This is a genomic window from Reichenbachiella sp. (assembly GCF_965233835.1).
In the GTDB taxonomy this organism is placed as follows: domain Bacteria; phylum Bacteroidota; class Bacteroidia; order Cytophagales; family Cyclobacteriaceae; genus Reichenbachiella.
Genome location: NZ_OZ247585.1, coordinates 273,068 through 295,722, shown reverse-complemented (window position 1 = coordinate 295,722; position 22,655 = coordinate 273,068). Strand labels below are relative to the sequence as shown.

Here is a 22,655-nt window from a genome sequence, read left to right as displayed (position 1 = left end):
ATGATCTACATCAGAAGCAAGACATACTTTCTCCTTACTATAGTACTCGCTTTGCTGAGCTCATATTTTATCTATGATTACATGGGTTATATGAATGGACGCGATCAAGAGAGTGTAAGGTTAGGCCAGGAGTCTCTGGACCTTGTTCAAGAAGAGATTGTCTCTATTCTCAATGAAATCATGGTGGAAGGGGAAAAAGTAAAAGACATAGTAGAATCCCAGAACCTGTCTCATGAAGAGACAAAGCAGCTCGTGGAAAAAGCCAGTAGAGACCTATACTATCTACAGGGGGTCACTGTGGCTTATGAGCCAAAAGTGCTTGATGATACTGTTGAACTTTTTGCTCCATACTATGATAAGCGTCAAGGGAGGGTTATTCAACTGGAAGAAAAATATGACTACACCTCTGATACCATTACAACAAACGAATGGTACTTGGGGCCATTAGAGGAAAATGAGCCTTATTGGACAGATCCGTATTTCGGCACTGGTGCAAAACTGTTGGTAGCGGATTATGGTTTGCCATTTTATTTGGATGATGAATCGGAACCTTCTGGTGTAATATCCTTGACGTTGGATTTAAAAAAGTTAGGAGCCAAGATGGACTCTCTGGCCGTTGGTCAGACAGGAACGATCATGGTGTTTTCAGAAGCAGGAAATCTGGTAGCCCATCCCATATCGGAATATATACTTGATTTGTCATTGCCCACAATGGCCACAGAGCTTGGGTTCGAAGAGTTTGTTGATGTTATATCACTGACCAAAAGTGGAAATATGAGCTATAGCAGATATTCTGGTAAACAGTCATATATCTTCTATGCAGAAATTCCGAACGTGACTTGGAAAACCCTCGTGATTTTTAACTCTTCAGACCTGCTCGGAGGGGCAAGACTGGTTCATGTTAAGTTGGTGCGGATATGTTTGAGTGTATCAGGTGTTGTTTTTCTATTGCTATTGCTTTTTATCAAAAGAAATACCTCTGCAAGGAGAAAGCTATGGTCCATTTCTGTTTATCTCTCTGTTGTGATTGTAGGGAATATTGTGGTGATGTGGTACCTCAATCTCAACTATGACAAGGCGCAGGGTAGCGATATTGAAGTATTTATTGATAACAGAACTAGTCTGGGTGCATTTCTAAATAGCGAAAATCAAAAAGTGGTCAAGTTGGGTTTACAAAAATTCATACCCGTGGCTACGGGAATTTTTGTGGAGGAATTTGAATTTAGAGATTCTTACAATGTCATTATTCGGGGGGAAGTATGGCAGAAGTGGCCTAAGCAGCTCGCTAGATTTTATGACGCAGGTTTAAGGTTTCCGCAGGAAGCCTTGGCTGGTCGTACTTTGATTACAAAAATTTCAGAAAAGGAAGACAAGAATTATATAACACACACCTGGTCTGTCAAGGTGATGCTAAAAATGCCTTTTGATTATTCAAAATATCCCTTTGATGTAAGGGATGTGAAGATTGAAATCATGTATCCGGATGTTGATTCAGGAATATTGCTGGTGCCTGATGTAGACGGTTACTCAGATATTTTGCCTTACAGTACGCCTGGTATAAACCAGGATATTTATCTGAATGACTCAGAGTTATTGTCCACTCAATTTTCATTTGATTTGGTGAATTTTCATGACCGATTCGGTCATCAGAAATTCAGTGGTCTAAACGAGTTTCCTATCATGAAGTATTCCATCAACCTAAAGCGCAGGTTGTTGAATGTACTGGTGATGAACATTATACCCATCCTGGTGGTAGCCTCTATGATCTTTCTTATTTTTTATAGTAATACCAAGGATAAGGATGACAAGTCTGGAGTGAGCATGATGGGTGCTGTACAAAGCTGTGCGGGATTCTTTTTTGTACTTCTGGTAGCACATATTGACCTTAGAAGACGTTTGAATACTCCATCTCTAACTTATATAGAGAGTTTTTATCTAACCATGTATGTGATCATGGCTTTGCTTGCGATCAATGTAGTGGCCTTTATCAAGAGTAAGAACGAGAAGAGGTTTTTACACTATCAAGACAATCTGTTGGTTAAAATTTCCTACTGGCCCGTTTTGCTATTCACCTGGATGGCAATAACACTGTTAGTCTTTTATACCTAAAGTTATCATGACTCTGTCTTTTGACGGAATCCAGCACCACAGTTCAAGCAAAACCGAGAATGATTGGGCAAATCTTCTTCTCCACAATTGGAGCAGGTGACGGTCCCTATTTTTTTGGCATCTGCCATCATTTGGCTTGTTACGATACCAGTAGGTACAGCAATAATTGCATAACCAAGAATCATTAAAATAGATGCGGCAGTTTGACCAAAAATAGTTTGTGGAGCGATGTCGCCGTATCCAACTGTTGTGATGGTTACTATGGCCCAATAGATGCTTTTAGGAATGCTGGTAAACCCATTTTCGCCCCCTTCTATCAAATACATCATGGTGCCAGCAATTACTACAATACATACTACCGTACCCATAAATACAACAATTTTGTGTCTGCTGCCCCATAGCGCAGTTCCTAATTGCTGGGCACCTCCCATAAAGTGAGTCAATTTTAAAATCCTGAATACTCGAATCAATCTAAACGACCTAATAACTGACAGTGAATGTGTCCCAACAAAGAAGAAGCTGAGATAGGTAGGGATCAATGAGAGCAAATCCACAATTCCCATAAAACTAGTCACGTATTTTAAGGGTCGTGGAGATGATAATATTCTAGCCAGGTATTCAATGGAAAATAGAAAGGTAAAACCCCACTCAATCATTCTAAGCTCTTCACCATAGTGTGCTTCAATGTCATTGACGCTTTCTAGCATCACTACCAACACACTGGCAACGATGGCAACAAGTAATGCCAAATCAAACACCCTGCCTGCTGTGGTGTGATAACCAAAGATGACCTCATGAATCTTTTGTTGCCATTTTTTCATATCTGAATAATCTCTCTCCATAATGAAGATGCGCTTTTTTGTAAATCTACTTGAAAAATGAAATTAATATCAAGACTTAACACCTGAACCCAATCACCTCTAGGCCGGTGGATAAGGTTTTCATTATCCGATTAATGTATGATTGAAATTTTTCAATATTTCAACGTGAAATTTATAATAATTCAAAATTAGCTGACACTAACGAAAAGTACATCTAAGGTAAACATGATTATGTTGTTAAATCCATAATTTTGCCGCCATGGAAAGTGCACTAAAAGGATTGGCAAAGAGGCTCGAAGGAGAGCTATACTGGGATGAGACACTGCGCAAGCTATATGCTACTGATGCATCGGCCTATAGAGAGATGCCGTTGGCTGTGGCACTTCCTAAAACCAAAGAGGATATTCAAGCGCTCATAACATTTGCCAATGAGAATGGAACCAACTTAATTCCAAGAACTGCTGGGACATCTTTAGCAGGACAGGTAGTAGGTAGTGGTATCGTAGTGGATGTTTCCAAGCACTTCAATAAAGTTCTTGAGGTCAATGAAAAAGAAAATTGGGTAAAAGTACATCCAGGTGTGATTCGTGACGACTTGAATAGACACCTGAAACCTTTTGGTCTGTATTTTGGGCCAGAGACTTCCACCGCCAATAGAGCCATGATTGGCGGTATGGTGGGTAATAATTCTTGTGGTTCAAATTCTGTGGTTTACGGTAGCACAAGAGATCACCTGATAGAAGTTACCGGTTATTTATCAGATGGCAGTGAAGTTACATTTTCCAGCCTTTCAGCTAATGAGTTTGAAGAGAAGCTGAAGCTCCAGACCCTTGAAGGTGAAGTCTATCGAAATGTCCAGGAAATGCTGTCCTCAGAAGCACATCGAACGGAAATAGAAAAAGAGTTTCCCAAGCCCTCTATTCCACGGAGAAACACAGGATATGCCATCGACTTATTGGCCATCAATCAACCTTTCAAAAAAGATGGAGAGCTATTCAATTTCTGTAAACTGGTAGCAGGTTCTGAGGGCACTTTGATGTTCATTACCGAAATCAAAGTAGGTACAATTCCTGTTCCTCCAAAGGATAAAGCCTTGATTTGTATTCACTGTAAGGATGTGAACGAATCGTTGCTGGCTAACCTGGTAGCACTCAAATACGGTCCACATGCTTGTGAGTTGATTGATCACTACATTCTAGAATGTACCAAAGAGAACATTGAGCAACAAAAAAATAGATTTTTCATTGAAGGCGACCCGGGAGCCATTTTGGTGGTTGAATTAGCAGCGGGCAATGAAGAGGACTTGGACAATTTGGTTTTGGACTTGATCGGTGACCTAAAGAGGGAAAAGTTGGGTTACCACTTTCCTGTACTTAAGGGAGGTGATGTTGGCAAAATTTGGAATTTGCGCAAAGCAGGTCTGGGCCTACTGGCCAATATCCCTGGTGATGCCAAAGCCCAGCCGGTAATCGAAGATACAGCCGTGGATGTTCATGACCTTCCTGCCTATATCAAAGAGTTTAACGAAACAATGGATAAATACGACATGAGCTGTGTGCATTACGCTCATGCAGGTTCTGGGGAGTTGCACTTGAGACCTATCCTAAATCTAAAGACAGAAGAAGGCCATAGGATGTTTAGAGTAGTCGCAGAGGAGATTTCTAAACTGGTAAAAAAATACAAAGGATCATTGAGTGGAGAACATGGAGATGGTCGCTTGAGAGGTGAGTTTATCAAAGAGCAGATTGGAGAAAAGAACTATGAGTTACTCAAAGATTTAAAAAGTACTTGGGACCCCAATGGCATTTTCAACCCAGGAAAAATCACCGACACGCCTCCTATGGATTCTTGCCTGCGATACACCGCTGATCAAAAGGATGATGAGATCAAAACTTATTTCAACTGGGATAAGAATCAGGGCGTCCTACGCTCCGCTGAGCTGTGTAATGGCTCTGGAGACTGTAGAAAGTCCGCCGGAAGCGGAGGCACCATGTGTCCGAGTTATATGGCTACTCAGAATGAAAAAGATACAACCAGGGCGCGTGCCAATATTTTGAGAGAAATCCTTACTCATTCTGACAAGGTCAATAAATTCGACAATGAGGAAATAAAAGAGGTGTTGGACCTGTGTCTGTCTTGCAAAGGCTGTAAATCTGAGTGCCCTTCCAATGTAGACATGGCTCGCCTTAAGGCTGAGTTTCAGCAGAATTATTACGATGCGAATGGCCTACCCATCCAGACCAGAATGATGGGAGAGTTTGCTACCAATATGAAACTGGCTTCTAAAGTGCCTGCACTTTACAATTTTGTGTTTGGCAATAAGCTGACTGGAGGAATAGCCAAGGCTGTAATGGGCGTGCACCAAGACCGTTCCATGCCACCAATAGCTGACCAAACAGTGAGCAGTTGGTATAATTCGAAAAAAGGAAAGTTGCTGAGCAGGCAATCGGATAAAAAAGTCTACTTCTTCTGTGATGAGTTTACCAATTATTTGGATGCTGAAATTGGGATTAAGGCCATCAAACTTTTGGACAAATTAGGATATAATGTCGTCATTCCTGAGCATAAGGAATCTGGTCGGGCATTGATTTCTAAAGGCATGGTGAAAAAAGCCAAAACCATTGCTGATCAAAATGTAGAGTTATTGAGTGACTTGGTGTCCAGTGATGTGCCTTTGATTGGAATAGAACCTTCTACGATTCTGACTATCCGGGATGAATATCCAGACTTGGTCAATGACCCATGGAGAGAAAAGGCCAAAGTATTGGCTGATGCTTCCATGACTATAGAGGAGTTTTTGGCTCGCGAAACGAGAAGAGGAAACATAAAAAAGGAGAAGTTCTCTAGAGAGCAACGAAACTTGAAAGTCCATGGGCACTGCCATCAAAAAGCGCTGTCTTCTATTCAAACGTTGAAAGACACGCTTTCTATTCCAGAAAACTACAAAGTGGAAGTGATACCTTCAGGTTGTTGCGGAATGGCTGGTTCTTTTGGGTATGAAAAAAATCACTATGAGGTTTCTATGAAAGTAGGTGAATTGGTACTGTTTCCTACGGTAAGAAAAGCTCCTTCAGATACTATCATTGCGGCACCAGGCACTAGTTGTCGCCATCAGATCAAAGACGGTACAGGCAAAATTGCAAAGCATCCAGTTGAGGTACTTTGGGATGCGTTGGTATAAGGTGTTCTGTTTTATTGTATACCAAAGTACTCCTTGAGCTTCACACGAAATTCGTCAAAGTTCAAGATGTCTTGTTCCTCTTTTTTCCCTGCAACTGTTGTTGTCAATTTTGAGTCAGTCAGCGTAATACGACCATTAGAGGTGGCACGGGTGATCATTTTTTTCTTTCTGAAATGTGAGTTCTCATGGGTTTGATGATAATCACACATATCAATAAACTCAATTAGCTGTCGTTCCTTGTCGGAAAAAAGATACTTTGGTTCGAAGTCCATTGAATTTTCCGAAAGGTGAAGAATGTACTCGTCGTCTATAGTCTTGTCGATTCTGAAATATCGATTGTAGTCCATCTGCACTAGCCCTGGCTGCAACAATTGAGGTTGTAAAAAAAGATCACCAAAACCCACATCGACCAAATAAACCTTGTCTTCAAAATGCACGAGAATGGCTGCATGCTCAAATGGAAGGCCCCATGCACCATCTTTGTAAACCTGTGCAGATATGAGATGACAGGTAAAGCCAAGTTGAGAAAGTAAATGATAGAATAGACCATTGAGCTCAAAACAAAAACCACCTCGCTTATTTAAAACTACTTTGGCGTAAATTTTTTTAATATCCAGTATGATTTGGTTGCCCAAATGAATGTCCAAGTTTTCGAAAGGGACTTGAATTACATGGTTTCTGTGCAGGGCCTTTAGATACCGAAGGTTGGGCACTCTTTCTCGTTGACAATTAATGCGCTGAAGGTACTCATCAGCGTCTATTTTAGGTAATTTCGACTGATTTCCTAATGTACCAAATGAAGCCATTCTTCTTGTGTTTTATTTATTGAGTTGATCAATTTTACTAGTCATCAGGTCAATTTTTTGTTCTAGCGACTCTACTTTTTCTTTGAGTTCGTCAATGTTCTCCTGGATGTCCTCATCTTCAATGAAATAATCTGTAATTGTTCCGGTCAACGTAGAAAACATAATCATTCCCAATAAGATCAGAGCAACACTCAGGAACTTCCCTTCTACAGTTACAGGAGGGATGTCCTGTAAAAATCCTACGGTAATGGTCGTGACTGTAGTCCACCACAGGCTGTCCGACATGGAGGTAATATATGGGTTGGCATGTCTTTCGAGGTGATAAAAGCTAAGTGTGAAAAACAAAATGATCATACCGCTAATCAGCATCAGATTTCTAAAAGTATTGAAGCTGTTCTTTCTGCTGAAGGCATTAAAAATATACTTGGCCGACCTCAGCACTCGCAATATTCTAACTACCCTGACGATTCTACCCATACGAAGGGCCTCTACTGTCGGTATGGAAGAAATCAAATCAATCCAATTGCCTTTGAAGTATTTCCATTTGTCACTTGATCTGAAGAACCCATTGAAAAAGTCATATAGAAAAAGCATACAAATGGCAAAATCTATCCATGATAAGATTTCTTTTAGCTCTGACGGATAGTCAACAATGGTCCCCACATAAAGCTCAATCACCACATATATAGAGAGGATGAGAAGGATAGACTGAAACCGCGGTGATTTTTGGTACTCTTCAATTTCCATTAGATCAAAATATGATTTTGTAAAATGATGGTTAGTCTTAAGGTACTCAGGCGAATATAAAAAATATTTAATTTTTCTATGTTTGTACCTGCTTATCACTACGTTATATTTTTCCCACTCACAATGAAAATACTGATCACAGGATCCAATGGACTTTTAGGACAAAAATTAGTCAAGCTGCTATTGGATCAAGGGGTTGACCTCGTGGCCACGGCGCGAGGAAAGAATAGAATTGACTATTTGTCTGTCCCGTTTGAATATTGTGAATTGGACATTACCAATCAGGACCAAGTCAATGAGGTGATTGGAAAGTATAAGCCAGATGCTGTGATACATACTGCAGCCATGACAAATGTAGATCAGTGCGAGCAGGAGCAGACAGGTTGTAGAAAGCTAAATGTGGATGCAGTAACGTACTTGGTCAAAGCATGTGAGAGATATGATGCTCACCTCATTCATCTATCTACCGATTTCATTTTCGATGGAGAAAACGGGCCATACAAAGAAGATGACCTAGCCAATCCAATCAGTTTCTATGGCCAAAGTAAATTGGACGCGGAGGAAATTGTAAAGTCGGCCAAATGCAAATGGGCTATACTTCGGACCGTCCTGGTTTACGGCATTACGCCAGGTATGAGCCGTTCGAATATTATCCTTTGGGTAAAAGAAAATCTGGAAAATGGTAAGCCACTAAAAATAGTGGATGACCAATGGAGGACACCAACTCTGGCTGAAGACTTGGCAATGGGGTGTTTTTTGACTGTAAGGAAAAAAGCCACAGGTGTATTTAACATCTCCGGAGAAGAGATGCTCACACCATTTGATATGGCCAAGCAGACGGCCGATTATTTCAACCTCGATTTCTCTTTGGTAACTAAAGTGGATGCAAGTACTTTCTCCCAGCCGGCAAAGCGTCCGCCAAAAACAGGTTTCATCCTGGATAAGGCCAAAGAAGTACTTGGCTATCAACCACATACTTTTGAAGAAGGCATTAAAATACTAGATGAGCAAGTGCAAAGTATGGGGGAATAATCCGTATACTGAGACTGTACAATTATTCATTTCTTAATGAATTCACAGGATTAGAGGTGGCGGCTTTGATGGCATGAAAGCTCACGGTGAGTTGCGAGATGACCAAAGCGAGCACAGAGGCCAGAACAAAAGCTACCCACGGCATATCTACATGGTAGGCAAATCCAGAAAGCCACTCATTCAAAAAATAATAGGCTATGGGCATGGCAATCAAACAGGCCACCAAAACTGGCTTGGTAAACTCGGTGGAGAGTAGCAAGGTGATTGTTTTGATGCTTGCACCGAGCACTTTTCGGATCCCAATTTCTTTAATGCGCTGTTCTGCGGTGAACATAGATAATCCGATTAAACCTAAACAGGCGATAAAAATGGCCAGCCAGGTAAAGCTTACAATGAGCGTAGCAAAGTTTTCATCGTTTTCATATTGCTGCCCAAACTCTTCATTGAAGAAAGCATATTCGAATGGATAGTTTGGATTGACAGCAGTCCAAATTTCTTCTACCTTTTGTAGCGTACTTTTTAAGTTTTCTTGTCGGATTTTCAGCGATAAAACTCCATTGCTTAGGGCCGTAGGCTGATAGGGCAAAATAATGGGTTCAATCTGGTGCCTCATATTGGCGAAGTGAAAGTTTTTCACCACACCGATGACCGTTTTTTCGTTCGGTCCTTGACTGATTTTCTTCCCGATCGGGTCCTCCCAACCGATTGCTTTCGCGGCAGCCTCATTCATAATAATAGCTGAAGCTGAGTCTGATTTGATTTCTTTGGAGTAATTGCGGCCAGCCACTATTTCCATACCCATTAAGTCAAAATATTCTTCATTGATACCCATGCTGCTTACAATCCATACATCATCTTCGGCGGCACCTTCTGGCAAAATGCCCCTGCGCCCTACACCTCTACCTGGCATAGATCCGGACAGTCCCATCATTTCGATGTTAGGAATTTGAGTAAGTTTATTTTTCAGTCTTTCCCCAGAGGCTCTCAGGCTTTGATCGCCCAGATTAATGGATAGGATTTGTTCGTCCTCAAATCCTTTGTCTGCTGATTTCAAATAGTCCAATTGATAGTATACCGTGATCGTTCCTATGATCATGGCAATAGAGGCTGTAAACTGTACCACTACCAATATCTTTCGCAACCAAACGCCCGAAGTTCCAGTTTTGAAATTGCCCTTCAACACTTTGAGGATGGAGAATCTTGAAAGCAAAAAAGCAGGATATAATCCCGAGACAATACCTAACGCCAGCACTGAACCAACGACCCAAGTAATTGTATTGTAGTCACTCAGCAGATAAAAAAGAAGGTTTTGCTCAATGCCAAAATCCAAAAATGAACTGGATAAGAACAGTGCAACCAGGGCTAATAATAGTGAGAAGAAACAAATCACAATGGACTCAGATAAAAACTGTGAAGCGAGTTGCCTCTTGCTGGCACCCATTACTTTACGAATGCCTACCTCTTTAGCTCGATTGGCCGAACGGGCCGTTGAGAGATTCATAAAGTTGAACGCAGCAATCAAGACCACGAAAAGCCCTACGATGGCCAGGGTGTATAAGTAATTGATGTCTCCTTTGTTAGCATTGAAAACGTCAAACAAAATGCCTGACGAACTCAAATGGGTCTCATTTAGAGGCTGGAGTGTTACTTTAAAATTGTCGCCCACATCATACTTGCGAATGATTTCCTCCATTTTACTTTTCACCTCTTCTATGTTGGCGGTTGGACTCAATGAAACATACTCCACCATAGAGATACTGTTCCAGCTATTGAGATAGTTGATCGTATTGCTATCACTTTCGCTGGGCACCATGGAAACAAGCAAATCAAACTCCATCGACGTAAACTTTGATGGGTCTTTCATGACACCCACCACTTCCAGATCAGTAGAATTGTCCACCTTGATGGTTTTGCCGATAGGGTCTTCTTTGGAAAATATTTTCTTAGCCATAGTTTCGGTGAGTACGGCTGTGTTTGGGGCGTGCAAGGCAGTAGGCCGATGCCCTGCTACAAGTTCGTGGTCAAAGACTTCAAACAAGCTAGGTTCCACGTACACCATGTTTTCGGTGTAGAGCGGCACTTTGTTGTACTCTACCAATGAGCGGCCATTGGTGCTGATGCGAACACTATTTTCAACGCTAGTCAGCTCATTTTTCATCGTTTCGCTCAAAGCAGGAAGTGTGATGCCTACTAAATTGCTAGTAACTCCAAGTGCCTCATCGATGGTGAGGACTCGGTAGATGTTGTTTATGTTGGAATGGAATCTGTCGTAAGACAACTCCTTTTTGATGTAAGTAAAAATGAGGAGCGCACAAAGAAATCCTATCGTAAGGCCGCCAATATTGATAAAGGCAGTGGATTTGCTTTTGAAAAGATTGCGAATTGCGAGTTTGAAATAGTTTTTGACCATGAGTGTTGAGTTTTTCTATTTTGAGATGTAGCCAAGCTAGAAAAAGTTGTGCTTCTGGTCAATGAATTTGTGATGGGTGGTCACCAAATAGAACTCAACCTATTCCTCCCAAGTGTGTTTAGAAATTGAATTGCTGAAGGCAACTAACTGTGTATTTGATACAATCTTTAATTTAGAAATTGTTGTATCTGAATAGTAAGTAATCTTGTCATCAATAATTATATCAGAGTATCTTGACCTCCAGCTTTTGACCTCAATAGTGTCCTGTCTGAATATTACTTCTGCACTTTCATTGAACTCGGTAATTGAAAATGACCTTTCCTTTTTTGCATGAAGTATTGGAGTGGAACTGAAATCGTTTTCATTAAAGAAGCACAATTCTAGTTTTTCAAAATTGTTTTTTAGATACTCGTCTTCCCATGTAGCTCGAATCAATATGAAATTCAATGAATCCACTGTGAATTCGTAGAATGTATGATTTCTTTCAAAGCGATTTATAAGGTTACGGCGAGCTTTTTTATTTCCCCCATGTATGTTGTGCGATTCATGGACGTTCCAACCGTTTATTTCATCATTATTAATTAGTTCTTGGCGAAAAGAATGATCTAATTGTTTACATCCTTTTAATTCGCTTGCATATAAATCTTCAAGTTTAATTTTTTTCAGACGACCTTTTTCAAAGGGCCCAAGCAATGTCAATATGGTCATTATAATAGCTAAATTCATGATAGTAGATTATTGCTCATTCAATCCCCAATCATAGTCCATAAACGAAGTCTTGGCCTTTTTATCAATTTCTACTGAAGTGTATTGATTTAGGAAATCTACCAGTGTTCCGTTTTTGCGAAAGTCTCCGCCGTACCAGTTAAAAATTTTAGAGAGTTCCAATCGGTCTGTGCTGATTTTATTTTTGCTGGTGTTGGCTAAGAAGGATTTGGTCTGAGTAGTAAGCTGTTCATCCAGGCGATTGGCTTCATAGGCTTCGTTAAGTAGCTTTGGACAAGAGACAGCGGCACACACCAAGGCAAAATGAATGCGTGGTTCGTCAAATTCTTTTCGAATGATGCCGTGCTCGATATTATTGAGCGAAAGCTCCTTGTCATTCACCTCAAAACACTCAACATCCCAAGGTGTATTGACAAAAGGAATTTGTATCGTCGAGCCAATATCCTTGATGCTCTTTACAGGGTAATATTTCAGAATCAACTGTATAGTCAATGCGTTATATACATTAATCCAATATGTCAGTTTTTCGTTATCATTCCAGGAATCTGAAGCTGCATTTTGCTTCATATTTTCCAGGTAGCTGTTGAGTTTTTGCTCGTCGTTTTTGAAGGCCTTGTAATTGACGCCTCCCTGATTGTTTACATGTTTTTTGAGTAGCACATCAAAAGCGTCATGTGAGGGCTGAGCTTTAATGAGAAAGGGTGCAATTAATATAAGTAATGAAAGAAGGTATTTCATAGTAAAAATTTTGATGATACTGACGTAACAAGTTACGCTCAGATAAAATTCCGTTGATCAAATTAATAATAAGACAGCGTATCTTTTTGTTAAAAAGAATAAATTTGACTTTCTACAACTAGTGCAAAAGAGTAGCCAATGCAAAATCTAAGTTTAATTCAGTCTTTAGGCCAGAAGCTGTCGCCTCAGCAGATTCAGTTTATCAAACTGCTTCAGGTACCTACTGCCGAATTGGAAGCCAGGATAAAAGAAGAGTTGGAAGTGAATCCCGCACTGGAAGAAGGAAAGGAAGAGCCAACTGAAGAACAAGCAGAAGAATCGACTGAGGAGGTAAGTGAAGAACTGGACATTGATGATTATCTTAACGAAGATGACTATGCAGGCTATAAAATGCAGGGTGATGGCAATGGACAAGAAGAGGAGCGAGAGATGCCCATATCTTCCGGATCATCCTTGCAAGAGCAGCTGATCGTACAGCTTGGATTTGAAAAACTGGATGAAAGACAGACTCAGATTGGTTTGCAGCTGTTGGGTAGCATTGAAGCTGATGGGTATATAAGAAGAGACTTAGAGGCCATCATGAATGACTTGGCCTTTTCGCAAAACATAGAAACCACAGAAGAGGAGCTTGAGGAGATTTTGTACAAAATTCAGACTTTTGATCCTCCTGGGATTGCTGCCAGAAACCTGAAAGAATGTCTCTTAATCCAACTAGAAAAGCGTGACGATCATGCTGAGGAAAATCAATTAGCACATAAGATTATCTCTAGCTGTTTTGATGAGTTCACCAAAAAACACTACGAGAAGATTCAAAAAAAGCTAGGTATTGATGACGAGCAATTAAAAGAAGCTGTGCAGCTGATCACCAAACTAAATCCTAAGCCAGGAGGTGTCACTGATGGATTGGTCAAAACACAGTATTTGATGCCCGACTTTATTCTCACGAATACTGATGGTAAATTGGACTTGACATTAAACGCAAGGAATGCCCCTGAGCTGAGAATTAGTCGCTCGTATGCCGATATGTTTCAGAGTTATCACAAGAGTGATAAAAAGGACAAGAAGCTGAAGGAGACGGTTTCATTCGTAAAACAAAAGCTTGATTCTGCTAAGTGGTTTATTGATGCCATTCGTCAGAGGCAGAATACTTTACTCAATACGATGAATGCAATCATCAAATATCAATATGATTTCTTTCAAGAAGGGGATGAGAGTAAGTTGAAGCCAATGATTTTGAAAGATATTGCTGAATTAATCAGTATGGATATATCTACAGTTTCTCGTGTGGCAAATAGTAAGTCCATTCAAACAGAGTTTGGTATTTATCCTTTGAAATACTTCTTTTCAGAAGGCATTGCTACGGATTCGGGTGAGGATGTGAGTAGCCGTGAAGTAAAGCAAAAGCTGAAAAAACATATCGAAGAAGAGGATAAGTCTAAACCTCTATCTGATGATAAACTAGAAAAATTATTGAAGGCAGATGGCTACAACATCGCCCGCAGAACAGTGGCCAAATATAGGGAGCAGCTCAATCTACCTGTAGCCAGATTGAGAAAAGAATTGTAGTGGCCTATAGAGTGAATACCATTATCTCCTACATTTTTCATCCGCTGCTTATGCCGTCGATGACATTTTTGATTTTGTATTGGCTCATGCCTGAATTGATCAAGCCACTCACCCTAGTTACCCTACCCTTTTTGTTCATCACTACATTTCTGATACCTCTACTTAGCATTTCAATGCTGAAGTTTTCGGGTTCTATATCAAGTTTTAAACTCGAAAATAGACAAGAGCGTATCATGCCATTTTCTTTTGTGTCAATCTTTTATGGGTTGACAACCTACCTTTTTGTATTCAAGATTCAGGTCAATGAAACGATCGCCATTATACTAGCCTCAACCACAATATTAATATTGGTATTAACTGTGATTACTTTTTGGGTTAAAATAAGCATCCATGCTGCCGGAATCAGCGGAGTGGTTGGCTACTTCCTGGTGTTTGGGTTAAAGTTCCCAGACAGTCAGGCCATGTATCCTTTGCTGGTACTGTTGGTCTCAGCTGGAATGGTAATGAGCGCTAGGCTTCAGTTAAACGCTCATTCACCCAAAGAAATATTGGCCGGCACGTTGGCCGGTTTGGGTATCTGCTTTAATTCGTTGTATTGGCTTGTTTAAAGACCTGTCAAAGAAATTCCAATAGTCGAGTATAGCATGTCCGCGGTACCTGTAGGACCACTTGAGTTGAAGACATTGGTGAAGTAAGTTTTATAGAAAACACTAAAACTTCTATACCCTAAGCGCCCGTAGGCTCCCAATCTGATTTTGTTCAAGCCAAAATCATTCTTCTTCTTGTCTTTCATCTTGTTCCCATACTCGTCGGTGTATTTGATTTTGGTATGAGACTCAAAACGATAAGCAGCTGAACCACCTATGGCTAAGAAAAGCCCATCTTTTTTATCATTGCCGCTAAAGTTAAATCTAACCTCAACAGGTAAATCAATATAGTTGACTGCTAACTGATTTTTTTTCACCCCTGACCCAAGTACAGTGGTAAACCCTATGGTATCTGCTCCAAGAGCATCCTCGCCGTATGTAAAAACCTCCATGTTCTTATTGTGCCCGAATTTTTCTAAACTAACACCAATTCCCGGGCGCAGTTCAAGTTTTTTTGAAAACTCAAATGATTTCACAAAATAGATACCAATAGATTTTGATCTCCACCAATGATAGGGCAGGGTTGAAGGCGCATCAGTAGTAGAATTGAACCCAAAATCCACCATGATTTGGCCAGGTAGTTCAGGTGTTTTCTTTTTTACTTCTTCGGTTAATTGAGCCTTGACCACGTGACCGAATGTCAACAATAAAACTGTAAAAAGGGGAAAAATAATTTTCTTCATCATGTATCTGCCGTAGGGCATTCTAAATTTTGGACTGGCAAAGATAGATTAATTTTCAAATTAACGTCTCCGAGCAAAAATAATCTCGAAGGTCTGTTTTGCCATTATTGTCATAATGTAGAATTAAGCAGCCGAAGTTGCCTGCATCGTTGGAATAATTTTGACTTAGTGGCGCTTTTTACTTCGTTCAAATGTTTCTGATTGTGGATATCTGAAGCTAAAAAGTGAATCTGGTTTGTGTCGATGAGGTGCTTTGCTAATTGCTTTGCCTCTTTCGAATAGTAACCAGTCAACGAACTGATATTGACTTGCATAAATACACCGAGAGAAGTCAAGTTTTGAACTAACTCCATATTGTTTTGCAAGTAAGTATATCTTTCAGGGTGGGCAAGAATAGGCTTAAGACCATTGGCCTGAAGATTGAATACCGTTTCCTCTAAGAATAAAGGCTTGTTCATAAATGGTGTTTCGATGAGTATGTACCCATTTCCAAATGATAAAAGATTCTCCTTTGTTTCTACCTGTTTGGCAAAGTGGTCATCTAAATAATATTCAGCACCTGCTTCAACTTGAATACTAATATCACTTTCTGCCAATAGTCGATTTAACTCAGTTACACCTTCACGAATTTGATCAGACGTGTTTGGGTAGTAGTTTTGGATAATGTGTGGTGTCGTAATAATTTTTTTGTAGCCTAACTCGCTGAGCTGGCTGAGAAGATTTAATGATTCATCCCAAGAGTCTACACCATCGTCGATGCCCGGAATAAGGTGAGAGTGAAGATCCACCTCAAGAAAATTAGAAGGAGATTTTAACCAACTAAACAAAACACATTTTTTTAGTCCTCATAGTAGCCATAGCCGTACCCGTACCCGTAGGATCCTTTCCCGGATTTCACGCCATTGAGTATCACTGATAGATGTTCAAATTTATTGTTTGAAATCAGGTTGTGCACTGATTTGAGGTACGATCGTTTTGAGTAGTCTGCGCGAACGACATAGATTGGCAAGTCGGCTTTTTTCATTACCAGGATGCCGTCTGTTACCAATCCTACTGGAGGAGAATCAAGGAATATGACATCATAGGTCTTTTTCAACTTCTCTAAAAATTCATCAAATCTTGGACTAAGTAGCAACTCTGATGGATTTGGAGGCATCGGACCTGCTGAAATAAAATGTAAATTTTCAAGTTCGGATTCTTGAATGCAATCTTCCACTTTTTCTTTGCCGATAAGGATGGTACTCATTCCTTTTTGTACTTTTTCAGATTCAAAGGCAATGTGCACCTTTGGCTTTCGCATATCCAGATCTACAATCACTACTTTTTGTCCGGCATAGGCAAATACAGCACCTAGATTAACTGCAATAAAGGTTTTGCCTTCCCCACTTACCGTAGAAGTTACAGATATCAGCTGATTCTTTCCGGTTGTAGCCATGAACTCCATGTTTGTTCTTATGGAACGTAAGGACTCACTGATGGAGGATTTTGGATTATTGGTAACAATAAGCTTTGAGTTGGCTAACTTCTCTTGTTTGTAATTGGGAATTAACCCCAAGATGGGAGCATGCATGATTTTTTCAAGTTCCTTCTGACTGGTGATTTTGTCATGAAGCAAGAACTGAATAGCCACAAAAAAGATGCTGAGAATTATTCCGACAACAAAGCCTAATCCATAAATTAGGAGCTTTTGTGGGTGAATAGGAATGCTTGACACTGCGGCTGGAGATAGAATGACGAAGTTCGTAACGGTCCCTGCTCGAGCTATCTCTAATTCTATTTTACTTTGAATGAGAGAGAAATAAAATTCTTCCTGAAGTGTATATAGACGTCTGTTTTTATTGTATGAGGTGCCCATGGAAGGCAGCTCAACAAAATTACTCTCAAGAATGGAACGTTTTTCATTAAGTTCCTTCAGATCTTCTGCCAAATTGTTTTTGTACGCGAGTAGTCTGTCATTTGCTGAACTTTTAGCAATTTCGATCTGTTGGTCTATTCGTTTAATCACCTGTGTATTTTCATTATATGCATTGAGTTTGAGGTTTCTCTCATTTACCAAATCATTATAGTTGTTAATTAACTCAGCTATTCTTGCAGGCATTCGAAATACACTAACGGGTCGATCATTTCTGAAATTTTCTCCAACAACATCGACTTCAGCCAGATGTTCTCGCATATTGTAACGTTGAGAATCAAGCTCATTGAGCAGCACTATGGTTTTTGTCAAGTCACTGGATAGATCGGTTGTTCTGTTTTGAATGGTAAATTTTTCAAAATAGTCTTCATATTCTACAAGCTCCTTTGAAGTTTTTTCCATTTGAGTTTCGAGAAACTTGATTTTTTGTTCTACTGCCCTATTTTTGGCATCCTTGGTAAACTCCAAATAAATGGTGTCAATGGCTTCTAGTAAATTTCTGGCTTTCGTCTGATTAAAATCAGACAGAGAGATTTTAATGGTATTAGCATTGAAGTTGATAGGTTCTACAGTGACATGAGACACCAAATAATTGACCAGAGAGCCCTTGCTATTAATCACAAAATAGAAATCTACTAAGTCCTTTTGCTCTTCGAAGAAGCGGCTTTTTTCAATTAGAAAACTAAAGTCCTTAGTGATGATTTCTTTTCCAAATTTTTGTATTTCTCCAATTTGACCACCTAGTGCAGTACATGATAGGTAGAAGTCTGTATCATTGATTATTTCTATATCAAATCGTTTGTCTTTAATAGTTTGATTCTTTAATTCATATTTTACCTCAAATGGAGAGTTGCCATATCTTTCATCTACAAGGTGACTTCTCCCTGGGTGATAATAGGAAATATCCATGCCAACCGCATCAACCACCTTGCTAAAGAAGAGTCTTGATCGAAGAATTTCTATTTCGCTGGCTAAACCCTTGATGTCTTGTTCCAGTGGGTTTTGAAGGCCTAGTAGGTTGGCGTCATTTTTTATATCAAGTTTTAAAATGGACTCCGCGCTATAGATAGGTTTGGTGTACCTAATATATAAAAAGGCAAGGGTCATTGTGGTAATCAGTATCCCTAGAACCCAGGGCCAAACAGAAACAAAAACTTGCCTCAGCTTTTCAAAATCAAAATTATCAAACGGTCCATCTTCAACCTGATTTTGATGACCTTGTATATCTTGTGGTATGTGTACGTTTCTTGGATTCAAAGACTAAAGATTCTGTAAAACTAAAACAAGCGCTAAAGTGCTGCTCAGAAGACTTAAAATTGGAGCTAAATCCTTAGTTGCTTCAATGAGCGGCCTTCTCCAAGGTTCTATATATATGATGTCTCCTGGCTCAATATCTAGCATGGACTGTTTCATTCCAGATACAGTTGACAAATTAATCTGATACACTTCAGGGTTAGAGAGTTTGCCTCGAATTACTTTAATATTTTGTGACTTGGATCCCATTTCCAGTCCACCGGCCATCGCGAGTACTTCAACAAGAGAAACATTTTCGTTAGCTAATGGGATAATTTGACCGCTGTTAGCAGTGGCTCCAAGCACAACTACGCGCTTGTTGTTAAATGTGAGCTTGACAAAAGACTGCTTGTAGAATTCATCGTACCTTTTTTGAAGCATTAGTTCAGCCTGATCCAGTGTAAGACTATCTACTTTGACCTGACCAACTATCGGAAATTTTACTGTTCCATCTGTCTTCACCAAATAGTCGAAGGTTGGTTTATTTTGTAGACCTTGCATGTTTTGCTGAAGTTCATTATTCGGGTCAACTATTCTCTCTCCATCGTTTGTAAATACCTCCAAGGATAGCATGTCATCTATCTGGATGACATAATTTCTTTCCGCTTGGTTTATTGCAGAAGACAGATCTTGTTCCGTAAAATTCTCGTCTAATTTGAACATGATATCCTGCTTATAGGCCTTGCAGCTAATAAGAGAAACAATAATTGTTATAGAAAAAATAAGTGAGTTAAACCTTTTCAATATGAGTAGTTTGGGGAAAGTTCCATTCAAACGGTAATATAAAACAGAACAAATTTATTCATTAGGTATTTGATTCATAATATTTGATAGATGTTTTAAATACTGACTGATCACAATTTGCTCGTCAAACTTGCTTTCGGCGAGCATTCTACTTTTATCACCCATTATTTGTAGATCGTTATCAGACTTTTCACAAATAGTGATCATTTTTTTTGATAAATCTGAAGAGCTTTTAACCTCACATAAATACCCGTTTTCACCATTTTCAACTACCTCGCGGCATCCAGGGACGTCTGTGGTTACAATTGGCTTACCCAAGGCAGCGGCTTCCAAAAGTGTTCGAGGAGTTCCCTCTCTATACGACGGAAGAACTACACAATGTGCGTTTTGTATAAACGGCCTAACGTCATCTGTCTCCCCAAGATATTCGAGTACGGCGCTATCAGCCGCGTCGGAAATGGTTTCATAAGGAATTCCTCGTACATGGTTGGTATCAAGTTTTCCCAGCAACTGGAAGCTTGTGTGAGGGTATTTTTTTTTGACCAATTTCGCAGCTTCAATGAATTCAATCACTCCCTTGTCAATAATCACTCTGGAGATCATTAGGAAGGTTTTATGCTCTTGACTTGGTATTGGGTTAGGTTGAAATTGGCTTAAATTAATGCCAGATCCAGGGAGTAGGTCAGAACTGAGATTTGGGAGATCTATCTCAGATATAAATACTTCACGATCGTCTGAATTTTGGAAAAAAACCACCTGAGCATTTTTAAACGCTCTTTTGTATAGTTTTTTGGCAGCGAATGAGGCAACACTTTTTGAAAGAAACACTGTGCCCAAACCGCTTACATTATTGATCACAGGGATATTGAGCGAGTGGGCAGCTAAAGTGCCATAGATATTTGGCTTTACCGTATAATGCAAAATTACATCTGGCATTACGTGCTGATACACCTTTTTTAACTGTCTGAGCAAGGCAAAATCCTTGAATGGATTAGAACCGGTATTATCCATAGTGATTGGCACATATTCGCAGCCTACTTCCTCTAGTTTGTTTGAGTACTCGTCGTATGGAGCTATCGCCACTACGTCGTGACCTTGATTTATAAAGGCGCGAATCAGCCCCAAACGAAAGTTGTAAATATTCCAAGAAGTATTAATCGTTATTGCGATTCTCATTTGATAGATACCAATGACAGGAGTTATGCTTCGTCAAATATATTTAGTGATAAGTAGATGCCTATGACTAGATCGACGAATATTCTATTTTAATTGATGGAAATCCTAATTATTGAACAATTTTGCAAAAAACGGAAGGAATGGGAGATTATTACGAAACTAAAAAGGAAGTGGAGAAAGCGGTTTTGGTTGCACTATCACCGGGTAGGCAGTCTGTTGAAAAGACGGAAGAATACTTGGATGAATTGGAGTTTTTGGCAAAGACCCTGGGTATTAAAACCAAAAAATCTTTCGTCCAAAAATTGGATAAGCCAGACATTAGAAGCTTCGTAGGAAAGGGCAAACTAGAAGAAATAATTACTTACGTTAAGGATCAGAAGGTTGACATCGTAATTTTCGACGATGACCTTTCTCCATCGCAGCTAAGAAACTTAGAAAAAGAATTGGAGGTCAAAATTTATGATCGAAGTTTACTTATTCTCGATATTTTTCTAAAAAGGGCACAAACTTCCCAAGCAAAAACTCAGGTAGAATTGGCCAGATATCAATATCTCATGCCGAGATTGACTCGGATGTGGACTCACCTTGAGCGTCAGCGTGGAGGAACAGGAACTCGTGGCGGAGCTGGAGAGAAAGAGATAGAGACGGATAGACGTATGATTCGCGATCAGATCTCTGTTTTGAAAAAGAAGCTGGCCAAGATTGATAAGCAGGGAGAAACCAGACGTAAGTCGAGGTCTAACGTGGTTAGAGTGGCTTTAGTTGGATATACCAACGTAGGTAAGTCTACCATTATGAACATGCTCTCTAAGGGAGATATTTATGCCAAAAACGAGCTCTTTGCTACTGTTGATTCCACAGTAAGAAAGGTGGTGATCAATACCATTCCTTTTCTATTGTCAGATACTGTAGGGTTTATAAGAAAACTCCCACATAATCTAATTGAGTCCTTTAAATCGACTTTGGATGAGGTAAGAGAAGCTGATGTATTACTACATGTGGTAGATATTTCTCACCCTTCGTTCGAAGAGCACATGCAGGTAGTAAATGACACTTTACAAGAATTGGGAGCAGCTGATAAAGAGACTATTGTGGTTTATAACAAGATAGATCAGCTCACCACTCCCGGAGAAGAAGATAACTTTGATTTTGTAGCTGGAATTGATACTACGGCAAAAAACAAGACGAACATATTTATTTCTGCGGTGAAGAAGACTAACACCTCAGAATTAAAAAAGGTGATTTTCGAAAAAGTCAAAAATCACCATATGAAAATTTATCCAAATTACTTGGCGCCAGAGTACTACTAGTAGTCCTTCACACAGCGACAGCTGTTCATATTTCTGGCACTGATCACATCATGTGCGATTTCGTCGTAGTCTGCATAAAGCGAGATCAGACCAGCAGTACGTTTGTTGCCTATTTCAGCGTCCCATAGGTGAGCTGTTTTTCCAATGTCACTGAATTGTCCTTCTACGTTAGAAAAACCTGCCATTAGAATGTTGAGGTTACTTTTTCCACCCTCTTTCAATTCTTTACCAGCTGATTTATATCCTCCATAATTCAACATAAGTTCTTGCCACTCAAGTTGTGTAGATAGATGCCAGCCTTCCGGACAAGCTAATTTCGCATCGACCCAATTATAAAGTCTACCGAATTTTCCACAGTATGCAGGGTAATTCTTATAACACACCGAACCCTCAGTTTCATAATTTAAATTTTCTGCCATCCATTCTCTTTCAATGAAAATGCCACCTTCCAGCTCAATTCTCATCACGGCGGTTTTATAAGTTTTTCCATCTCTAGGGTCAGTCAGAGAACCCATCTCTTGAGCAAATGCTCCAAAGGAAAGTGAAAAAATGGTAAGTAGAGTAAAGATTCTTTTCATGTTCGATCTATTAAGGTTTAATCGAGGATTCGTTAATTATTCTGAAAATAATACAAAATTGGCTATATCCGACCAAAAATATAAAAATTCTATGACTCGGCCTCATTTTGCAAATCTTAAACATTGTATTAAATTTAACAAATATCCATGCTAAATGGAATTATCTGCTAATGAGG

Annotated in this window: 19 protein-coding genes; 6 read left to right on the top strand and 13 right to left on the bottom strand. The window is 39.7% G+C overall.

What is annotated here, in order from left to right:
- Nucleotides 1-2,109, top strand: a complete 2,109-nt coding sequence (locus tag ACO6S2_RS01275; protein ID WP_422360704.1) for a PDC sensor domain-containing protein — start codon at nucleotides 1-3, stop codon at nucleotides 2,107-2,109.
- A 5-nt stretch (nucleotides 2,110-2,114) separates the two neighbouring features.
- On the opposite strand, the gene ACO6S2_RS01270 is transcribed toward ACO6S2_RS01275, so the two are convergent.
- Complete coding sequence (locus tag ACO6S2_RS01270; protein ID WP_422360703.1) at nucleotides 2,115-2,951, bottom strand: ion transporter; 837 nt, start codon at nucleotides 2,949-2,951, stop codon at nucleotides 2,115-2,117.
- A gap of 238 nt (nucleotides 2,952-3,189) precedes the next feature.
- On the opposite strand from ACO6S2_RS01270, the gene ACO6S2_RS01265 reads away from it, so the two are divergent.
- Nucleotides 3,190-6,111 carry an FAD-binding and (Fe-S)-binding domain-containing protein gene (locus tag ACO6S2_RS01265; RefSeq protein WP_422360702.1) on the top strand — a complete coding sequence of 974 codons (2,922 nt, stop codon included), beginning with the start codon at nucleotides 3,190-3,192 and terminating at the stop codon, nucleotides 6,109-6,111.
- Between the two features lie 11 nt (nucleotides 6,112-6,122).
- Here the strand turns inward: ACO6S2_RS01265 and ACO6S2_RS01260 are convergent, their stop codons facing one another.
- Both ACO6S2_RS01260 and ACO6S2_RS01255 read right to left on the bottom strand, forming a co-directional pair.
- The gene (locus tag ACO6S2_RS01260) at nucleotides 6,123-6,917 is read right to left on the bottom strand and encodes an arylamine N-acetyltransferase family protein (protein ID WP_422360701.1); all 795 of its coding nucleotides are present in this window, start codon (nucleotides 6,915-6,917) and stop codon (nucleotides 6,123-6,125) included.
- Nucleotides 6,918-6,929: 12 nt separating this feature from the next.
- On the bottom strand, nucleotides 6,930-7,664 hold the full coding sequence (locus tag ACO6S2_RS01255; protein WP_422360700.1) for an ion transporter: 735 nt from the start codon (nucleotides 7,662-7,664) through the stop codon (nucleotides 6,930-6,932).
- Nucleotides 7,665-7,787: 123 nt separating this feature from the next.
- Between ACO6S2_RS01255 and ACO6S2_RS01250 the strand changes: the two genes are divergently transcribed.
- Nucleotides 7,788-8,696 carry an SDR family oxidoreductase gene (locus tag ACO6S2_RS01250; RefSeq protein ID WP_422360699.1) on the top strand — a complete coding sequence of 303 codons (909 nt, stop codon included), beginning with the start codon at nucleotides 7,788-7,790 and terminating at the stop codon, nucleotides 8,694-8,696.
- Nucleotides 8,697-8,718: 22 nt separating this feature from the next.
- Here the strand turns inward: ACO6S2_RS01250 and ACO6S2_RS01245 are convergent, their stop codons facing one another.
- The 3 genes from ACO6S2_RS01245 to ACO6S2_RS01235 all read right to left on the bottom strand — a co-directional run bounded on the left by ACO6S2_RS01245 (nucleotide 8,719) and on the right by ACO6S2_RS01235 (nucleotide 12,570).
- Nucleotides 8,719-11,106, bottom strand: a complete 2,388-nt coding sequence (locus tag ACO6S2_RS01245; RefSeq protein ID WP_422360698.1) for an ABC transporter permease — start codon at nucleotides 11,104-11,106, stop codon at nucleotides 8,719-8,721.
- Between the two features lie 99 nt (nucleotides 11,107-11,205).
- Complete coding sequence (locus ACO6S2_RS01240) at nucleotides 11,206-11,832, bottom strand: hypothetical protein (protein WP_422360697.1); 627 nt, start codon at nucleotides 11,830-11,832, stop codon at nucleotides 11,206-11,208.
- A 9-nt stretch (nucleotides 11,833-11,841) separates the two neighbouring features.
- Complete coding sequence (locus ACO6S2_RS01235; protein ID WP_422360696.1) at nucleotides 11,842-12,570, bottom strand: DUF547 domain-containing protein; 729 nt, start codon at nucleotides 12,568-12,570, stop codon at nucleotides 11,842-11,844.
- 138 nt (nucleotides 12,571-12,708) lie between these two features.
- Between ACO6S2_RS01235 and rpoN the strand changes: the two genes are divergently transcribed.
- A complete protein-coding gene (gene rpoN, locus ACO6S2_RS01230; protein WP_422360695.1) occupies nucleotides 12,709-14,136 on the top strand; it encodes an RNA polymerase factor sigma-54 in 1,428 nt (475 codons plus the stop codon).
- A gap of 37 nt (nucleotides 14,137-14,173) precedes the next feature.
- On the opposite strand, the gene ACO6S2_RS01225 is transcribed toward rpoN, so the two are convergent.
- Nucleotides 14,174-14,371, bottom strand: a complete 198-nt coding sequence (locus ACO6S2_RS01225) for a hypothetical protein (protein WP_422360694.1) — start codon at nucleotides 14,369-14,371, stop codon at nucleotides 14,174-14,176.
- Here ACO6S2_RS01225 and ACO6S2_RS01220 point away from each other — a divergent pair.
- Nucleotides 14,370-14,744, top strand: a complete 375-nt coding sequence (locus tag ACO6S2_RS01220) for a PA-phosphatase (RefSeq protein WP_422360693.1) — start codon at nucleotides 14,370-14,372, stop codon at nucleotides 14,742-14,744. The genes ACO6S2_RS01225 and ACO6S2_RS01220 overlap by 2 nt on opposite strands.
- Here ACO6S2_RS01220 and ACO6S2_RS01215 read toward each other — a convergent pair.
- From ACO6S2_RS01215 to ACO6S2_RS01195, 5 genes are all read right to left on the bottom strand, one after another.
- Nucleotides 14,741-15,469 carry an outer membrane beta-barrel protein gene (locus ACO6S2_RS01215; protein WP_422360692.1) on the bottom strand — a complete coding sequence of 243 codons (729 nt, stop codon included), beginning with the start codon at nucleotides 15,467-15,469 and terminating at the stop codon, nucleotides 14,741-14,743. The two genes, ACO6S2_RS01220 and ACO6S2_RS01215, sit on opposite strands and share 4 nt — an antisense overlap.
- A 107-nt stretch (nucleotides 15,470-15,576) precedes the next feature.
- Nucleotides 15,577-16,293, bottom strand: a complete 717-nt coding sequence (locus ACO6S2_RS01210; RefSeq protein ID WP_422360691.1) for a tyrosine-protein phosphatase — start codon at nucleotides 16,291-16,293, stop codon at nucleotides 15,577-15,579.
- A gap of 11 nt (nucleotides 16,294-16,304) precedes the next feature.
- Nucleotides 16,305-18,635, bottom strand: coding sequence for a polysaccharide biosynthesis tyrosine autokinase (locus tag ACO6S2_RS01205; RefSeq protein ID WP_422360690.1), 2,331 nt, complete (start codon nucleotides 18,633-18,635; stop codon nucleotides 16,305-16,307).
- Nucleotides 18,636-18,638: 3 nt separating this feature from the next.
- Nucleotides 18,639-19,334, bottom strand: coding sequence for a polysaccharide biosynthesis/export family protein (locus tag ACO6S2_RS01200; protein WP_422360689.1), 696 nt, complete (start codon nucleotides 19,332-19,334; stop codon nucleotides 18,639-18,641).
- A 135-nt stretch (nucleotides 19,335-19,469) separates the two neighbouring features.
- Nucleotides 19,470-20,591: a glycosyltransferase family 4 protein gene (locus ACO6S2_RS01195; protein WP_422360688.1), complete on the bottom strand. Its 1,122-nt coding sequence runs from the start codon at nucleotides 20,589-20,591 to the stop codon at nucleotides 19,470-19,472.
- 140 nt (nucleotides 20,592-20,731) lie between these two features.
- Between ACO6S2_RS01195 and hflX the strand changes: the two genes are divergently transcribed.
- Nucleotides 20,732-21,901 (top strand): GTPase HflX, encoded by a 1,170-nt coding sequence (gene hflX / locus ACO6S2_RS01190; RefSeq protein ID WP_422360687.1) that lies wholly within the window; start codon nucleotides 20,732-20,734, stop codon nucleotides 21,899-21,901.
- Here the strand turns inward: hflX and ACO6S2_RS01185 are convergent.
- Nucleotides 21,898-22,479: an FISUMP domain-containing protein gene (locus ACO6S2_RS01185; protein WP_422360686.1), complete on the bottom strand. Its 582-nt coding sequence runs from the start codon at nucleotides 22,477-22,479 to the stop codon at nucleotides 21,898-21,900. The two genes, hflX and ACO6S2_RS01185, sit on opposite strands and share 4 nt — an antisense overlap.
- Between the last annotated feature and the right edge of the window lie 176 nt (nucleotides 22,480-22,655).

Coding starts and splice junctions, on each gene's coding strand:
- ACO6S2_RS01245 (WP_422360698.1), bottom strand. CDS start 11,106: ATGGTCAAAAACTATTTCAAACTCGCAATTCGCAATCTTTTCAAAAGC.
- ACO6S2_RS01275 (WP_422360704.1), top strand. CDS start 1: ATGATCTACATCAGAAGCAAGACATACTTTCTCCTTACTATAGTACTC.
- ACO6S2_RS01235 (WP_422360696.1), bottom strand. CDS start 12,570: ATGAAATACCTTCTTTCATTACTTATATTAATTGCACCCTTTCTCATT.
- ACO6S2_RS01270 (WP_422360703.1), bottom strand. CDS start 2,951: ATGGAGAGAGATTATTCAGATATGAAAAAATGGCAACAAAAGATTCAT.
- ACO6S2_RS01185 (WP_422360686.1), bottom strand. CDS start 22,479: ATGAAAAGAATCTTTACTCTACTTACCATTTTTTCACTTTCCTTTGGA.
- ACO6S2_RS01265 (WP_422360702.1), top strand. CDS start 3,190: ATGGAAAGTGCACTAAAAGGATTGGCAAAGAGGCTCGAAGGAGAGCTA.
- hflX (WP_422360687.1), top strand. CDS start 20,732: ATGGGAGATTATTACGAAACTAAAAAGGAAGTGGAGAAAGCGGTTTTG.
- ACO6S2_RS01195 (WP_422360688.1), bottom strand. CDS start 20,591: ATGAGAATCGCAATAACGATTAATACTTCTTGGAATATTTACAACTTT.
- ACO6S2_RS01200 (WP_422360689.1), bottom strand. CDS start 19,334: ATGTTCAAATTAGACGAGAATTTTACGGAACAAGATCTGTCTTCTGCA.
- ACO6S2_RS01240 (WP_422360697.1), bottom strand. CDS start 11,832: ATGAATTTAGCTATTATAATGACCATATTGACATTGCTTGGGCCCTTT.
- ACO6S2_RS01225 (WP_422360694.1), bottom strand. CDS start 14,371: ATGATACGCTCTTGTCTATTTTCGAGTTTAAAACTTGATATAGAACCC.
- ACO6S2_RS01215 (WP_422360692.1), bottom strand. CDS start 15,469: ATGATGAAGAAAATTATTTTTCCCCTTTTTACAGTTTTATTGTTGACA.
- ACO6S2_RS01220 (WP_422360693.1), top strand. CDS start 14,370: ATGCCATTTTCTTTTGTGTCAATCTTTTATGGGTTGACAACCTACCTT.
- rpoN (WP_422360695.1), top strand. CDS start 12,709: ATGCAAAATCTAAGTTTAATTCAGTCTTTAGGCCAGAAGCTGTCGCCT.
- ACO6S2_RS01260 (WP_422360701.1), bottom strand. CDS start 6,917: ATGGCTTCATTTGGTACATTAGGAAATCAGTCGAAATTACCTAAAATA.
- ACO6S2_RS01250 (WP_422360699.1), top strand. CDS start 7,788: ATGAAAATACTGATCACAGGATCCAATGGACTTTTAGGACAAAAATTA.
- ACO6S2_RS01255 (WP_422360700.1), bottom strand. CDS start 7,664: ATGGAAATTGAAGAGTACCAAAAATCACCGCGGTTTCAGTCTATCCTT.